At 61.2% G+C, this 17,324-nt stretch carries 8 protein-coding genes; 5 read left to right on the forward strand and 3 right to left on the reverse strand.

All coding sequences use genetic code 11. The features are described from left to right. Positions 1–12: 12 nt before the first annotated feature. Positions 13–1,434 carry a serine/threonine-protein kinase gene (locus AB0L63_RS22480; RefSeq protein ID WP_364504133.1) on the reverse strand — a complete coding sequence of 474 codons (1,422 nt, stop codon included), beginning with the start codon at positions 1,432–1,434 and terminating at the stop codon, positions 13–15. Then, the gene (locus tag AB0L63_RS22485) at positions 1,424–2,140 is read right to left on the reverse strand and encodes a hypothetical protein (RefSeq protein WP_364504136.1); all 717 of its coding nucleotides are present in this window, start codon (positions 2,138–2,140) and stop codon (positions 1,424–1,426) included. The genes AB0L63_RS22480 and AB0L63_RS22485 overlap by 11 nt, the downstream gene beginning before the upstream one ends. A 256-nt stretch (positions 2,141–2,396) precedes the next feature. Between AB0L63_RS22485 and AB0L63_RS22490 the strand changes: the two genes are divergently transcribed. From AB0L63_RS22490 to AB0L63_RS22505, 4 genes are all read left to right on the forward strand, one after another. Next, complete coding sequence (locus AB0L63_RS22490; RefSeq protein ID WP_364504139.1) at positions 2,397–5,264, forward strand: helicase-related protein; 2,868 nt, start codon at positions 2,397–2,399, stop codon at positions 5,262–5,264. Positions 5,265–5,266: 2 nt separating this feature from the next. Further along, a complete protein-coding gene (locus tag AB0L63_RS22495) occupies positions 5,267–9,952 on the forward strand; it encodes a DNA methyltransferase (RefSeq protein WP_364504142.1) in 4,686 nt (1,561 codons plus the stop codon). Between the two features lie 182 nt (positions 9,953–10,134). After that, positions 10,135–12,621, forward strand: a complete 2,487-nt coding sequence (locus tag AB0L63_RS22500) for an NB-ARC domain-containing protein (protein WP_364504146.1) — start codon at positions 10,135–10,137, stop codon at positions 12,619–12,621. Between the two features lie 76 nt (positions 12,622–12,697). Beyond that, positions 12,698–12,820, forward strand: coding sequence for a hypothetical protein (locus AB0L63_RS22505; RefSeq protein WP_364504149.1), 123 nt, complete (start codon positions 12,698–12,700; stop codon positions 12,818–12,820). A 252-nt stretch (positions 12,821–13,072) separates the two neighbouring features. Here the strand turns inward: AB0L63_RS22505 and AB0L63_RS22510 are convergent, their stop codons facing one another. Then, a complete protein-coding gene (locus tag AB0L63_RS22510; RefSeq protein ID WP_364504152.1) occupies positions 13,073–13,315 on the reverse strand; it encodes a hypothetical protein in 243 nt (80 codons plus the stop codon). 579 nt (positions 13,316–13,894) lie between these two features. Here AB0L63_RS22510 and AB0L63_RS22515 point away from each other — a divergent pair. Continuing rightward, positions 13,895–17,230 carry a type ISP restriction/modification enzyme gene (locus AB0L63_RS22515; RefSeq protein WP_364504155.1) on the forward strand — a complete coding sequence of 1,112 codons (3,336 nt, stop codon included), beginning with the start codon at positions 13,895–13,897 and terminating at the stop codon, positions 17,228–17,230. Positions 17,231–17,324: the final 94 nt, after the last annotated feature.

Here is a 17,324-nt window from a genome sequence, read left to right on the forward strand (position 1 = left end):
TCCGCAATCCAATTACCTTGTGCCCGACCTGATCTGGGCAATCATCTCCGACAGTTGCACCACTCGTGCATCGCTCTCCCCGTGCCAAGCCGCCAGTTGCGCGTGTAATTTCCGCAGTCGCGTCAGCGCGGCCCGCACCTGACCGCTGTGTACCTGGCAGGTGGCCACCTGCCTCTGGCAGTACATGACCTGGTCGTCATAGGGTCCGCGCTCCGCAGTGAGGTCGTCGATCAAATCGCTGTAGAACGTGCCGGCCTGGACATAGTCACCGGATTCCAGACACAGATCGGCCAGTCGAACCCGCGCGTCGACGACGTCCACATCGCGAGCGCCGAGCTGTGGCACGGCAACGCCGAGAGAGTCTTTCAACCCTTCGATGGCAGGCACGTAACGGGACTCGTCGGCGAGGTCGCGAGCACGGCGGACCGCCTGATCGAGATCACCGCGGGTGAACTCGGGCGCGGGAGCCGCATCGCCGACTTCGGGCCGGTTCTGGGGCACCGCCGTCCGTATCGCCGCGGAGGCACCAACGGCTGCCGCATACAGCCGTGCAGGGCTCGCCGGATCGGGACGTTCTATCAGCCCGTCGAGCGCACCGACATACCGCATCAGTACCCCGTGCACGGTCGCCGCATCCGCCGGACGATCGACCGGTTCCTTGGCGAGCATGCTCGTCACGAGCACCGCCAGTTCCTCGGGCACCTCGTCGCGTACCGGCTCGAGAATCGGTGGTGCCGTATTGATCTGGTTGAACATCGTGTCGAACTCCGACGACCCGAGCATGGCCCGGACGCCGGTGAGCAGTTCGTACATCACCAGGCCCAGCGCATACAGGTCGGTCTGCGGCACCACCGAGCTACCCCGAACTTGTTCGGGCGCCATATATTCCGGTGTCCCGATGCCCGATCCGGTCCGGGTGAGCCGTGTTTGATCAGCGTCGAGCGCGACGGCGATGCCGAAGTCGAGCACACGAATTGTTCCGTCGGCGCAGAGCATGAGGTTCGACGGTTTGAGGTCGCGGTGGAAGATCCTGTGCCCGTGGGCTTCCGCGAGCACTGAGGCGGTTTGCGCGCAGATTCCGGCGACCGCGCCCAGCGGCAGCCGACCGCGGACGGCCAGGATGCTGTCGAGCGTGACACCATTGACATATTCCATGATGAGGAACGGTTGCTCGGGCGGCCCCGGGTCGATGCCGGCGTCGAACACGGTGGCCATTCCGGGATGACTCATCCGCGCCATCAGTTCGGCTTCCCGCACGAATCGGCGTTCCCATTCGTTGTTCTCGGCCAGATGGGGATGGATGATCTTGATGGCGACCTGGCGCTTGAGCCTACGGTCGAACCCCCGGAACACCCGTCCCATGCCGCCGCGACCGATGACCTCGATCAGCTCGTAACGCTCGGCGACGATCCGTGGCACCGTGTCATTCGCCATGCGACCCACCCGCATTGCCCGCCCCGTCGGCAATCCGAAGCGTTCCCGATGAGAGCCCGGACAGGCCGTCTCTGACCATTCGTTCGACAGCGAGACGCTGACCGCGCCATGCCTTCTCGATCTCCATCAGTTGCGCGACCGCTGCACCGACGGTCCGCTGCGCACCGATCGGCACCCGAGGAAAAGCGACCCCGAACAGGTCGATCGGTCGGCTGTCCGCGGCGTCTGCGGCCGCTCGCACAACTCCGGACAAGAAGTGCGCGTCGATGACATCCGGATTGACCCGTAGCACCGCAACCCCTGGCGCGAGCAGCGCCGAATCCGTGCGCACCGACACCACCGCATGGCCCCCTCCGGTCACAACCACCACGTCGCCCGGCTGCCCGAACACCGCACCGGGCGTGCCTGGATTCCCATTCCTCGACGGTTCCCGGCCGAGACGAATGTCCTTGGCAGTCAACATCGGAGCTCCACTTGTGATCGCCACAAGGGTGGGCGGTGACTCCAGCACGGTCAGCGTCCCGGCCTCCGCGAGCTCACCGATCGACACCGTTGGACGCGGACCATCTCCGGCGACGAGCTCCGGCGCGACCGGCGAACGGAATGCGAAGACGGAGGTCCGCAGCGAGGTGTAGGTTGCGACATCAGGCGCGAGCACACCGTCTGCGCCCAGCTCGGTCGACGCCCCGGCCGCGTCGTTCTCCACGATCGCTACCTCCCCCACCTGTCCAATTCGGTGCGACAACGGTAGCAGCGCGTCAGCCGCGTGGCTGGTACTTGCCCTGAATACACAAGCGTCCACGCTTTATTCATTGACATAGTTTTCAGCGACTCTTAAGCTTCGGTGACGCCGCCGAACGAAACATGCAGTCTCCCAAACCGAAACATGCGGAATTCCGAATGATTTCCCATTCGGCACTAAATTGGATCTCCTCTGCATCGATCCTCCAGGAGTACCCCTGATGCCCCATGCCGTCGAGCGTCCCGAGCTCAACGTCGCCCCCGGCTCGATCGTCGTAGTCCGCGATGAGGAATGGCTGGTAACCTCCGCCGAGCACGGGTCCAACGGCTGGCTGCTACGCGTGCGCGGCCTATCCGAGCTGGTCGCCGACACCACCGCGACGTTCTACGCCAGCCTCGACGACATCGAGGTGCTCGACCCGGCCAAGGCCCAGGTCATCCCCGACGGTTCTTCCGGCTACCGCGACTCCCGCTTGTGGCTCGAGGCCCTCCTACGCAAAACCCCGTTCCCCTACGGCGACCAGACAGTCACCGTCTCGACCCACATGCTCGCCGATTCCCTCGGCTACCAGCGTGCCGCCGTCGCCAAAGCCCTTGACCCCCAGCACATCCGCCCCCGGATTCTGTTAGCAGACGCGGTCGGCCTCGGCAAGACCCTCGAGATCGGCATGATCCTGTCGGAGCTGGTTCGCCGCGGCCGCGGCGAGCGGATCCTGATCGTTACCCCGAAGCACGTCCTCGAGCAGATGCAGCACGAACTGTGGTGCCGTTTCGCGCTACCGTTCGTCCGCCTCGACTCGGCAGGCATCCAGAAGGTCCGCCAGAAGCTCCCCGCCACCCGCAATCCTTTCACGTACTACAGGCGCGCGATCATCTCGATCGACACTCTCAAAAGTCCCCGTTACAAGGCACATCTGGAACGCCAGCACTGGGATGCGGTGGTGATCGACGAGTCCCACAACCTCACCAATGTCGGCACCCAGAACAACGAGCTGGCCCGGGTCCTGGCCCCCAACACCGAGGCCCTGATCCTGGCCTCGGCGACCCCGCACAATGGCCGCGAGGAATCCTTCGCCGAACTCCTGCGCCTGCTCGACCCCACTGCGGTCGCCGCCGACGGATCCTTCACCAAGGAGGACGTCCAGAACCTGCTGATCCGCAGGCACCGTCACCACGACGAGGTCGCCGCTGAGGTCGGCAGCGACTGGGCCGAACGCGCCGAGCCGGTGCACCGTCTCGTGCAGCCGTCCGGCGCCGAAGACGCTGTCGCCCGCGAACTCTCGCAGGTCTGGCTGCACCCGGAAACCGGCGCCTCCCCGTATTGCGGTGAAACCAAGGCCCTGTTTCCATGGACCCTGGCCAAGGCTTTCCTTTCCTCCCCGGCAGCTCTGCGCGAGTCGATCAACCAGCGCCGTGACAAGCTTCGCAACGGCACCCCCGAGCAGCGCATCGAACTTTCCGCTCTGAACACGCTCAGCGACCTCAACGACAAGGCGTTCACCGAGTCGGCAGGTAAGCAGGCCGCACTGGTCTCACGCCTGCGCGAGATCGGTGTTGGCCCCAAGTCGTCCCTGCGCGCAGTCGTTTTCGCCGAACGTGTCGCCACGTTGAAGTGGCTCACCGACCTCCTGCCCGACGCTCTCGGCTTGAAGCCGGAGAATATCGCCATGCTGCATGGCGGCCTGTCGGATGTGGAGCAGCAGGAGATCGTCGACAGCTTCAAACTCGAAACCTCCCCGATCCGGGTCCTGGTCACCGGCGATGTCGCGTCCGAGGGTGTGAACCTGCATGCCCAGTGCCACAACCTGATCCACTACGACATCCCGTGGTCGCTGATCCGCATCGAACAGCGCAACGGCCGAGTAGATCGCTACGGCCAGAAGTTCCCGCCGGTGATCTCCTCCCTCATCCTGGAGCCCTCGGATCCCGAATTCTCCGGTGACCTCCGCGTGCTCTCGCGCCTGCTCGAACGCGAGAACCAAGCGCATTCCACGCTCGGTGACATCGCCTCGCTGATGGGCAAACACAGTGTGGGCGACGAGGAATCGGCGATCCGCGACGTCCTCGCCCGGAAGTTCGACCTCGACGATCAGGTCAGAACGGTCGAAGACGTCCTCGAAGGCGACGATTTCGACGGCTTCTTCGCCCAGCTCGACAACGACGACACCCCCGCGCTCCCCGAGCTCCCCCGCCAGAGCCTCTACACCGACGACATCAGCTTCCTCGACGAAGCCCTGCGCGCCGCCTACAACGACGTCCCCCATGCGGCCCCCGGCAATGGTGGTGTCGGCTGGACCGTCCACACCAATCACGGTGTCGCCGAACTGGTCCCGCCCCGCGACCTCCGCCAGCGCCTGGCCCACCTGCCGCAGAACTACCGCGAGAAGGGTCGCATCGACACCCACCTGAAGCTCGCCACCTCCCGCCAGGTCGGCGACGCCCAGCTCCGCGCTGCCCGCCAAGGCAAAGGCATCAACAACACCACCTGGCCGGAAGCCCACTTCCTCGGCCCGCTACACCCTGTCCTCGACTGGGCCAGCGACCGAGCTTTGTCCGCCCTGGGCCGCAACCAGATTTTCGCCATCCGCGGCGAAGTTGACGCCGTTACCGTCCTGTTGATGGGCACTTTGATGAACCGCCGCGGCCAGCTCGTGTCCCGCGTGTTCTCCACGGTCGAGTTCCCCGACACCGAACGCCCCACGCTGGCCTTCTCCACCCCGTTGGAAAGCCTCGACTTCCTGCTCACCGACACCGGATTGAAGCCCAAGACCGCCAACCCCGGCCCGATCCCCGCCCCAGACCGCTTCCAACAGCTGATCCCCATCGCGGTCGACAAGGCCACCCAGTCTATGAAACTCGTTCTCGGCGAACAGGAACGCACCGCCAACGAGCGCCTCGCTCAGTGGCGCCGCCGCGCGGACCGCTGGTATTCCGGCGCCGACCAACTCGAACTGTTCGGCAGCCAGAAGAAGAAGGTCGACACCTACGCCCGCCGCATCGCCGAAGAACAGCGCCTCGCCGAATCCCTCGCCCCCACCCAGCAATTGGTGCGCCCACTGCTGGTAATCGTCCCCGGAAAGGACCAGTAACCGTGGCCTCTTTCGATTCCATCGTCGTCGGCGAGGATTGGATCAGCGAACACTACTTCACCACCGATTCGGTGAAGGAGTCGTTCCACGGCAAGGTGATGGAGCTGCGCAAGGCGTGGGACGTCGAGGCCAAGGAAGGTCGGAAAACCGTCCGCAGCTCCCTGTTGTCCGCAGCCGGCGACCTGCACACCGCGCTGGGTGCCCTCGCCGAGAATCCCGAGGCCGCCTCCAAGGCCCACGCCGCTGTCCGCGCCGCGTTCGGTTTCGACGGCGAACTGACTCCATTCACCGCCGAAAGGGCCGGCTCCGAACTCACCATCCCCGACGCCCAACTCGCAGGCACCTCGAATGTGCTTTTCCTGCAAGCCAACCCAGTCGAGTCGATCGAAGACTTCCTCGGCACCGGCACCCTGATCACCCCCGCGGTCGAAGACAACAAGCCCCTCGAATCGGCCTCCAAAGCAGTCTCTGCCGCCTTCCGCTCCGACATTCCACCGACCTTCATCGTTGTCCAAGCCGGTCGATGGCTCCTGCTCGCCGAAGCCGAACGCTGGGCCGAAGGCCGCTACCTCGCCGTGGACCTGCTGGTAGTCGTCGAACGCCGCCATGACGCTCGGGGGGGCGAAATCGACCGCGCCGCAGCCATCTTCGGCCACCAAGCTCTCAAGCCAGATGCCGACGGCAACATCTGGTGGACCGGTGTCCTCGAAGACTCGGTGAAACACACCGTCGGCGTCTCAAAAGACTTGCGCGAAGGCATCCGCCTGTCCATCGAAATCATCGCCAACGAGGTCGTACGCCGCCGCCGCGACCGTGGCCTGACCATGGACGGCATCGACGGCAACGACCTCGCCAAGCACTCCCTGCGCTTTCTTTACCGAATACTTTTCCTGCTCTATGCCGAAGCGTCACCGGAAATGCAGGTGCTGCCGACCGGCGCCGCCGAATATGAAGAGGGCTACGGCCTCGACCGCCTCCGCGAACTCACCCTCACCGAACTGGTCTCCAACCACGCCCGCACCGGCACCCACCTGTACGAATCTTTGAAGCGGCTGTTCGACCTCGTTGAAGAGGGCCACACCCCGTCCGTGCGCGAGAACGTTGCCGATGATCCCGCCCCGGGCCTCGTGTTCAACCGTCTACGCGCAGACCTCTTCTCCACCAAAGCAACCGAACTCATCGACGACGTCAAGCTCGGCAACGAAGCCACCCAACAGGTGCTGGCCCACCTGCTGCTCACCAAGGAGAGCAAGTCCCGCAAGGGCGCCGACCGCGGCTTCATCAGCTACGCCGAACTGGGCATCAACCAGCTGGGCGCGGTCTACGAGGGCCTGATGTCCTACACCGGCTTCTTCGCCGAAGAAGACCTCTACGAGGTCGCCAAGGAAGGCAACCCGGAGAAGGGTTCCTGGGTGGTTCCGGTCGGCCGCGCCGACCACCTATCCCCCTCTGATTTCGTATGTGCCGAGGACCCCGTCACCCACGAAAACAAGCCGGTGATCCACGCCAAGGGCACCTTCGTCTTCCGCCTCGCGGGCCGCGAGCGCCAGCAGTCCGCGTCGTACTACACGCCGGAAGTCCTGACGAAGTTCGTTGTCTCCCAAGCCCTCGAAGAACTCCTCGACCAAGACGGGCACCGCACCAGCCCCGACGAAATCCTCTCCCTCACCATCTGCGAGCCCGCCCTCGGGTCCGGTGCGTTCGCCATCGAGGCTGTACGTCAGCTCGCTGCCGAATACCTCAAGCGCAAGCAGGAGGATCTGGGCGAGCTGATCGATGCCGACCAATACACGGTCGAATTGCAGAAGGTGAAGGCACACATCGCCCTGCACCAGGTGTACGGGGTCGACCTCAATGCGACTGCTGTCGAGCTGGCTGAAATCTCGCTGTGGCTGGACACCATGGTCGCCGGGCTGCAAGCACCGTGGTTCGGGCTGCACCTGCGACGGGGCAACTCATTGATCGGTGCGCGACGCGCGGTATACGCGCCCAGCGACCTGACCAAAAAGGCTTGGCTCAAGACCGTGCCGAAGGATATCCCCCTCGGCTCCGAAATCGGCGCCGGAATCCACCACTTCCTCCTCCCTGCCGAAGGCTGGGGCGCGGTGGTCGACACCGCCGAAGCCAAAACCTACGCCCCGGAACAACGCGAGGAACTCCGGTTGTGGCGCAACGAGATCCGCAAGTCCCCTTCCAGGGAGATCACCAAACGCCTCGCCTCCCTGGCTCAGCGAGTGGAAACCCTGTGGGAGTTCACGCTGCGCCGCCTCACCATCGCGGAATCCGAAATCCGGCGTGATCTGCACTTGTGGCGCAGCGATCCTGTCGATCATGTCCCGGCGGTCTCCCGCGAACAGATCGAAGCGGTGCTCAATGACGAGAACGGCTCCTACAGGCGGCTGCGGCGGGTAATGGACGCCTGGTGTGCACTGTGGTCGTGGCCAGTGACCGGCGACATCGCAGCACCGGACTGGGATCAATGGGTCGGGGGCCTCGAGGCCGTTCTCGGCACAACCGCAAAGGCGGGGAAGTTCGAGAAGTACGGACAGACCAGCTTCGCTTCGGACATGGGCTGGTCCGAACTCGGCGTCGCTGAAGACAACGATCGGGTATTCGCGCAGGTCAGACCTGTCGATGCGGCTATCTCCGAATTCCCTTGGCTGACAGTCGATTCCCGGATCGCTCAAACGCAGGGGTTCCACCATTGGGAGCTTGATTTCGCACCGGTCTTCGCGCGAGGCGGGTTCGACTTGCAGTTGGGTAATCCGCCGTGGGTACGGCCTGACTGGAACGAAGCAGGCGTTCTGGCCGAATTCGATCCGTGGTGGCAGTTGGCGCACAAACCCTCCGAGACGGAAAAGAAGGCCAAAGCCATTTCCGCACTCGCGGTCCCGGCGATCCGCGCGACGCTGCTCGACGAGCGAGCTGCCCAGGCGGGCCAAAACCAGCACGTCGGGTCCGGCATCGACCGACCAGTCCTCGCCGGCCTGCAGCCCGACCTGTACCGCTGCTTCATGGAACGGACCTGGCGATCGTCGTCCGCGCGCGGCATCATCTCACTGATCCATCCCGAGAGCCACTTCACCGAAGCCCGCGCCCAAAACCTCCGCCGAGCGTGCTATCGAAGGCTTAGGCGGCATTGGCAATTCCGCAATGAACTGAGTCTCTTCTCCGAAGTCGACCATCACAAGGAATTTGGCGTCCACGTCTACGGCTGCGAATCCGAGGTACGATTCTATAACAGCTCCGCACTGTATCACCCAGATGTACCGACCCGATCGCTTCGCGCCCGCCGACTCGGTTTGGATGGCGGCCATCTCGCGCCCGGGGTAAAAGACCCAGACGGCAACTGGGACCTTCGACCACACCAGGAACGAATCATCGAAGTCACCGAAACCGAGCTCGCGGGGTGGGCCACCCTAATCGACGAGCCCGGTACTCCTGCCGTCGAAGCCCGAATGCTATACCCGATCAACCGGGCGAGCGCAGCCGTCCTCGACAAGATCGCCGCTGCACCCCGACTCGGAGACCTCGAATTCCAGTGGACGGCAGGCTGGCACGAGTCCGCAGACCGCAAACTCGGCTACTTCGAAACTCGGTCCGCCATTGCAGAAGACTGGTCCGGGGCAATCCTACAGGGACCGCACCTGACGGTCGCAAATCCACTATTCAAACAGCCGAACGAAACTATGCGAAGTCGTTTGGACACCGTGCAGATTGACCACACGAAGATCTCTAGTAATTTCATCCCGCGTACGAGTTACCAGATTGCTCGGCCGCTATCCGACTATCGGGCCGCCTACCCGAAGTGGAACAACCAGGCGTCGTCTTCGTACTTCCGCCTCGCTTGGCGCGAGATGTGCGAACCAGGGAATGTACGAACGCTTCATTCCGCTCTGCTCCCACCTGGCCCAACGCATGTTAACGCTGTGCAGACCCTCACCCTTGCCGAAAACAATCGCGGCCTAGCACTTCTCGCCGGCATCAGCCATTCGATCGTCGCCGACTTCATGATCAAGGTCATCGGAAACGCTCACATCAAAGCATCAACCTGGCTCCAACTCCCTTTCCCCGCCGACCACCCACTCGTCAGCCACCTAATCCATCGCACCCTCAGCCTAAACGCCCTGGTCACTGCCTACGCCCCCTTGTGGGCCGAGCTCTACGACCCAGCCTGGACATCAGACACCTGGACCCCAGAAATCAATCCGGGCTACCCCCGCACCACCGACTTCGCCAACACAACCCCCGAATGGACTTGGCATACCCCCCTGCGCACCGACGCCGACCGCCGCCAAGCCCTCATCGAAATCGACGCCATCGTCGCTGTAATGCTCAACATCACCGCCGACGAACTCCTCACCATCTACCGCACCCAATTCCCCGTCCTCCGAAAATACGAACGCGAAGCCCTCTATGACACCAACGGCCGCCAACTCCCCACCAAACTCGCCTCTGAATACCGCAAAAAGGGCTCCCTCCCCCCATCCAACCTCACCATCGACGGCATCACCTACGCAGAACCTTTCACCGGCGTCGACCGCGAACGCGACATGCAACTCGCCCATCACTATTTCTCACGGACCTCTACTGACATCACGATTCCAAGCTTGAACTTGGAGACAACCGCAGAGCACTCCACTTGTGAACAGCGGGGGGCGGGGGGGTATACGAAAAATTCATCGTGACGTCGCATACATCAATCTTCGAGGTAAATTTCTGATAGAGACGGGCATATCCACGTCGATCTCACCTACGACGCCAGTAGGCATACGGTGACGTTCGACAATCCCTCGTGTAGCAAATTTCTTATTAGTTCGACCACGCTTCCCCGATCAAGCATTCATGCTATCAAAGCTGGAGAAACTGGATGACATCCTACGGCCAACTGGATTCGAACGAATCAGCAACTCTCGATGTCCGGATGAGTCGAGCGCGGCTTTACGTACTGATCGATAGCTTCGAGCACGACATGCGCACAATAGTTGAGAAGAATCTTCTAGTTGAACACGCCGACATTGATATATTGACCCAAGAAGAACTAACGGAAGTTACACGCCGGCGCGCGCGTGATGAAAATAGTGATGATGTAAGCCTAGTCCACTACATGGATCTCGGCGCGACATTCGACTTACTGATGAGACACAAGGACGACCTTCCATATCTGCTGACAACAGAATTGAAGGAAATCGCTCCCAGAGTGCCCTGTCTGATTCCTATCCGCCATAGAGTCATGCACGGTAGACCTCTCAATGCCGATGATGCACTAAATGCGATTTCGATTCTCACTGAATTTACATCACGGTACTGGCCAACAACTAAGGAAACTGTCAAAAAGCTGCGACAGGACCCGACATGGGAACCATACTTTGAAAGACTCTCCCCAACCAACGAACGGGTGGTTCACAACCTTCCCGAGGTTGACTATGATGAGACCACCTTTATTGGGCGCAAGGCAGAAGCCGAGAAGCTGCTTCGGGATCTCAAGCGCCGTCGCGATGCAGTGATCACGGTTATCGGAGAGGGAGGGATTGGGAAAACCGCACTTGCACTCGATGTTGCATATAGGCTCTTAGATAGCCCAGACAACCCCTATGAAGCCATCTTGTGGGTTTCGCTTAAAACTGAGCGTTTGACGGCGCACGGCGTAGAGGAGATCAGGGACGCGATCAATGGGGTGCCGGAATCTATCATAGAGATTGGGCAAGGAATATCGAGCGATTTTAGCGGCAGCCTAGAGGATCTTGCGCTCGCTCTGGACGGCATTGAGTGCCTCATTGTAATCGATAACCTCGAATCCATTCGAGGAGACGAAGTTATCGAGATGTACGACAAGCTTCCAACGTCGGTCAACTATCTCTTCACCAGCAGGGTCGGGATCGGACAATTGGAGCGTACATTCAAACTTCCCCCACTCGACAACAAAGAATCAAAACTTCTGCTCCGGAAATTTGCTGCAGCACGAAGCCAGCGTACCATTCTCCGAATGTCCGACAACGAAATGACCAACACGGTAACCAAGCTCAGAAACAGCCCACTTGCAATTCGTTGGTACGTTCTATCGGCAGAATCAGGTAGAGTTCCACTGGAGGTTGTGTCAGACCAGCAAGCGTTGCTAGATTTCTGCGTCAAGAACGTTTATGAACGCATCAGCGATAATGCACAAGTCGTTGCCAACATTCTCCGCGCACTAGATCGCGCCATCGGCTTCAACGAGTTCTCGGTATTGACGACATTTGGAATCGATGAGCTTCGACGTGCAACGCAAGAACTGAACCGAGGCTCGCTAGTTAGTGTTGAAGCCGATCCTGCAGGTTCCGCTGCTGGAAAATTGGTCCTCACAGAGACAGCACGAACATTCTTGCCACGCCCCGATGTTCAGGGAAGGTTCATTTCCGAAATTCTGCGCCGCGAGCAGGAGTTCCGAGAAGCGATTCGGTCGGGCGGGCCGGTCCGGAACGACAGAATTGACACAACCAGGGTTTGGGTGAGTGATGAGAACGATCGCCCAGCGATGTTCCTGTTAAACCGAGCTCTTCGACTTGCGAAATCTGGCCAATACGCAGCAGCTCATAAGGACATAGAACGAGCGCAAGCGTTTTCTCCGGAATATTCAGAGGTACACAGAGCATCTGGGCATGTGCACCGACTGGACGAAAACTTCGGCACGGCAGTCGAAAAATTCAAACATGCCTTACGATGCGCTACAGGAGGTCACCCGGAAGCAACTGCAAGCTTCGAACTAGCCAGCGTTCTTGCGAAGCAAATGCGCGATACAGAACTCGCACTTCCGCACGCACATCGGGCATATGAACTATTGCCGTGCAATCCGACGGCCCTGCTACTAGGGAGAATTCTGACCTGGTCTGGTGAATTCGAAGACGGGCAACGGTATATCGAAGATGCCATTGAGGGAGCCTCCGATTCGCAGAGACTGATTGCCTATACGGCACTTATCGATAACTTGGCAAGATGGTCCGATTCGCGTCTCAAGTCAACGGACTACAGTGCAGCCTTCGACAAGTCAGGATCAGGAATTCACCTCGGACTAAAAATCTTATCGGAATTTCCTCGGGATCTCAAACTGAATGCAAATATTGGCGAATGCGCACTTTTACTAGTGAGGTCAAGTAATGGGTTCGGCCGCCGCGGAGTCGGCGCACTCAAGAATGAGGTCTACGCTTTCCGGGAAATGATCGAGTTTCTCGATCGGAGCGTCGCCAAAGTTCCGTTCAATAAGCGGAGACTGCTACTCGAGGCAGTAGAAACTGCAGTCACCCAGCGGAACCACGAAGATGAGGTGAGGATCCTGTGCGCGCGCACGACGGCACTGCTCAGCCCGCATGTGGCAAAGTAGCCACATTCTGGCAGGTAGGGGGACAATCGACGGATCGCGCGATGCGGTCGAGAAGTTCACCGCGCCAGTCGAACTGATGGAAATCGAAGGATCGCAGCACGGTTTCGCTGTCCACGACGATCCGGAGTACCTGAATCCGAAGGGCCAGGCGTACCAGGCCGAGGTCATCGGCATCGTGGCACAGTGGCTAGGGCATTAGGACGTCGTTGAGCATCCTGACGCTTGGCCGGTTTCGCCACGGGTCAAGCGCGCGAACAACTTCGACCACGACGTGGCAGCAACGGCCGCCGCTTCGTCGAGCTCGCCAACGAGCGCCAGCGCCTTGGCCTGCCTGGCCCCGAACAGGCCGCTGTCACGCCGGGACAGCGAGCCACCGGACAAGGCGTCACTGAACAACTGCACCGCCTGGTGCGGCTGCCAGCTTCGGTATAGCAACAGGCTGAGCGCACGATCAGCGTGCCTTGATTGAAGTAGCCCCGAGCGCATCGTCATCAGCGTCCTCCGCAGCGGTCAACAACTGCTGGGCCTGGCCGAGATTCTGTTCGACGGCAGCCAGCGGCTCGCCGGTCATGGCAAGGCCCAATGCTTCTTGATGACGGAAGAAGTCCACGACCGCGCCGTCGAAGTACCGATGCGCGTTGTCGAGCGCCGCCGACCCGTTGCAGCTCGTCGGCGTTACCGGCCGGAGGTGCATCGGTCCCATCCGATGCGAGCCAGCGGGCCAGCAGCAGAACATTCACGCCAGCCCCGCGCGAGACGGTTGGTAACGCCGCCGCCACGCCATCGCCGGAAGGCGGCACCTTGAACCACAACGCCGTGCACCAGTTCCGCTGGGCTCGCACCCGAACGCAGCGCTCTCAAAAGCAGCGTGCGAAGCAATCGCGTTCCACTACTACAAACGGAGCTCACACTGTAATCTACAGTGTCACAATAGAATTGAAGCAGCGCAACATTGTCGAACCGTACCCAGAGCCGCCCCCGAGATGCGTTGTTCGGCCCGAGATCGCCTCAGTCACAAACGAACAGCATGAGACTGCAGACCGGGTGAACGTTGTACATGGCGAATCGCGCACTGCCCGGCCCTCCATCAGAACGTCTCCCCCATTCCTGCTTCCTGGCACCGATCTATCTCTTACGCTTGAGATCTGCGGAAGTACTCCCTCCGCGGGGCGGCGCGGTGCGCCACGGTGGCTAGTCGCTCTGCGACTGATCGCGGTAGTGCACGCGGAGGAGGTCGATGGCTGTGTCAAATTCGGCTATAGCATCGGGGATTTTGGGCGGCGACGGATTCGCCTCCGCCGTTTCGGATTTCGGTGCCGAATTGGGCCCGCGGATGCGCGGAGATGGTCGGAGCGAAGACCGGCTGCGTGGTCCGGTGGCAGGGCTGGTGCGGCGCACTGGTGAACTGTTCGGACTGCCCCTCGTTGTGCATGACGAGGTCGCCATAGCATCGATCCAGTCGCGTCCGGACATAGCCGTGGATGCGCCCAGTGGACGGGTGGGCTTTATAGAGCTGAAGGCACCTGGGAAGGGTGTCCCGGGGGCGTGGAATGGTGCGTCAAAACATGATCGCGAACAGTTCGAGCGGTTGAAGGCCTTGCCGAATCTGTTGTATACAGACGGCATTTCCTGGGCTCTGTACCGGCGCGGAATACTGGTCGGGGACATTGGAGTGCTTGTTGGTGATCTGGCTTCCGCAGGGCGGAAATTAGCACCGGCGGATGCCGCATTGGAGAGCTTGTTCACCGACTTTTTGTTGTGGCGTGCCGCCGCACCGCGCTCCGTGCGGGCAGTAGTGGCAGATGTCGCCCCGCTGTGCCGGTTATTGCGCAACCAGGTCTTGGAAACAATCCAGCGCGAGACAGCCCGACCGGGCAAGAAACCGTTCACCCGGTTGGCGGCGGAGTGGCGCGGCATCCTGTTCCCAGTTCCTGACCCCCAACGCGATGCCGACGAAGTGTTCGCCGACGCCTACGCGCAGGCTGTGACCTTCGCGCTGTTGCTGGCTCGGGTGGATGGCGTGGCGTTCGAGGGCAAGACCCCCGCCGGGATCGCCGAGGAACTCGCCAAACAGCATTCGCTGCTCGGCGAGGCCTTGGCGATCCTCGCAAACTCGAAGTGGGTTCAGCAACTGAACGTGGTGGATCTGCTAGTACAGGTGATTGGTGGCATCGACTGGGCCAGAGTACGTCTGGACGACACGGATGCATACGCGCGGTTGTACGAGATGTTTCTCGCCGAGTACGACCCCGGATTGCGGCGCCGAAGCGGTACCTACTACACGCCGGTGCCGGTGGCGCGCGCGATGGTTCGTTTTGTAGACGAAGTGCTCAAGACGCGACTGGATCGACCGCGTGGCTTCGCGGCAAACGATGTCGTCGTGCTAGATCCCGCGATGGGCGCGGGCACCTTCCTGGTCGAGGTATTGGCAGAAGCTGCAGCGACGATGCGTGCCGAGCGCGGGTCCTCGACCGTGCCGAAGGCGCACCTGCGGGAGTTGTTCGCGCATCGCCTGATTGGGTTCGAGCTACAAGCAGCCCCATATGCGGTGGCTGAGCTCCGTTTGCACACTGCGCTGCGCGCCGTCTACCGGGTTGATATTCCACTGGAGGAGCCTCGCTTCCTCACGGATGCCCTGGATGATCCGGACAAAATGCCACTGGACCTCGGTCAGTTATACGAGAAACTAACCGAGACAAGGCAGAAGGCGAACCACATCAAGCGCGCAGCGCGGGTAATGGTAGTGATCGGAAATCCACCATGGCGAGAGCGCGCACGGGGCGCGGCCCCCTGGGTGGAGCAACGACGCAATCTCGCGCGGCCACTATCAACGAAAGAGTACCCGTCGCTGGACGAATTCCGTCCCCCACAGGGACGTCTGGCGTTCAATCTGAACAATATGTGGACGTACTTTTGGCGGTGGGCGGCATGGAAAGCATTCGAGGCCAATGAACCAGCCGGGATCGTCGCTTTCATCACGCCGAGCGCCTACCTGACGTCCGAATCCTACGCTGGGATGCGCCGTTATCTGCGCACTGTGGCGGATGAGGGATGGATAATCGATCTGTCCCCCGAGCAGCATCGATCTGCCGTGACGACTCGAGTCTTCCCGGCGACTCAGCATCCGGTATGCATCGGGGTGTTCGTGTGCAAGGGGCCGCGTGCACCCAAGGTGCCTGCCCGCGTGCGCTATTGGTCAGTGTCGGGCACGCAGCAGGAGAAGTTCGCGGCGATTCCGACGGTGGGACCGGACTCTGATGTGTGGCGCGACTGCTCAACCGACTGGGAGGCGGCGTTCCGCCCCGGGGACACCGGATGGGAGACGTGGGTGCCTATTGGCGACCTGCTGCCCTGGCACCACACCGGCGTCAGTTCGAATCGAAACTGGGTGTGGGCACCTGATACTCGAACGTTGCATCAGCGATGGCAGCAGTTGATTCATGCTGGGCATACCGAGAAGCCATCACTCTTCAAAGAAACCCGAGACCGCAAAGTCAACGGTATCTACAAGGGCATCCCCAATTTTCCAGCTGACGACGGACCACTGGCAGCAGACGTAACTATGGAGCCCTCGACAGTACGAGTCGCATTCCGTAGTTTCGATCGTCAGCACATGATCTACGATCGGCGCGTGGTCGATTTTCCCCGACCCGAACTGTGGCAAACTCGAGGCACTCGTCAGGTATATACCTGCGAGCAACACACACATCCAATCTCCGACGGACCTGCCTTGGTGTTCTCAGCCTTAGTACCGGACGTGAATTGCTTCAACAACCGGGGCGGTCGCGTGCTGCCGCTGTTCCGCGACCCCGAAGCCACAGCCCCGAACGTCGCACCACGCCTATTGGACACTCTCGCACAGTTTCTCGCCACCACGGTGGCCGCCGACGACCTGCTTGCATACCTCGCCGCAGTTGTTGCGCACCCTGGCTATACCCGTCGTTACGCCGAGCGACTCCGCACCCCGGGGGTCCGGGTTCCGATCACCCTTGATTCCGACCTGTGGCAGGCGGGCGTCGAGATTGGCCGCAGGATCATCTGGCTACATACTTACGGGGAACGATTCGTCGACTCCGCTGCGGGACGGCCGCCGGGGCCACCGCGTACATCTATTGAACGCAGACCACGGTACATACAACCCGTCCCGGACGGAGCCGAGCAGCTACCCGAAAGCATTGGCTACGAACCGGATACCGAAACCCTCGTCATTGGCGACAAAGCGCACGGTGGACGGGTATGGCCAGTGTCTACCGCGGTGTGGCAGTACACCGTCGGCGGTCGTCAAATCGTGCGACAATGGTTCGCCTATCGTCTGCTCTCAATGCCTCACCGACGACAAACCTCAGCACTTGACGCGATTACCTCAACACAGTGGACAGCGCAATTCGACGACGAACTACTTGAACTCCTTGCGGTTCTCGATGGCTGCATCGCCCTGGAGCCAGCTCAGAACAAGCTATTGGAGAGCATTGTTGCCGCCCCGATACTCACGGTCTGCGACCTACAGAATCACGGGGTATTCCCCGTTCCACCTGAGAATCGCAAAGCGCCCCGAAATGACGTACGTGGGACTCTGTGGGAACCTGCTGACGGACCAGCCGGTCCTTGAGTAACGGAATTCAGATCAGACGACACAATCCCACGCTGGCCAATGTCCATTGGCCCCCGAATACTCACGAGTTCCGGGAAATCATCCGGCGAGT

The sequence above is a fragment of the Nocardia sp. NPDC051990 genome (assembly GCF_040680755.1).
Lineage (GTDB): Bacteria > Actinomycetota > Actinomycetes > Mycobacteriales > Mycobacteriaceae > Nocardia.

Excerpts from the sequence above, each read along its gene's own strand:
- AB0L63_RS22505 (WP_364504149.1), top strand. The coding sequence starts at position 12,698 with ATGGAAATCGAAGGATCGCAGCACGGTTTCGCTGTCCACGACGATCCG.
- AB0L63_RS22490 (WP_364504139.1), top strand. The coding sequence starts at position 2,397 with ATGCCCCATGCCGTCGAGCGTCCCGAGCTCAACGTCGCCCCCGGCTCG.
- AB0L63_RS22510 (WP_364504152.1), bottom strand. The coding sequence starts at position 13,315 with ATGCACCTCCGGCCGGTAACGCCGACGAGCTGCAACGGGTCGGCGGCG.
- AB0L63_RS22500 (WP_364504146.1), top strand. The coding sequence starts at position 10,135 with ATGACATCCTACGGCCAACTGGATTCGAACGAATCAGCAACTCTCGAT.
- AB0L63_RS22480 (WP_364504133.1), bottom strand. The coding sequence starts at position 1,434 with ATGGCGAATGACACGGTGCCACGGATCGTCGCCGAGCGTTACGAGCTG.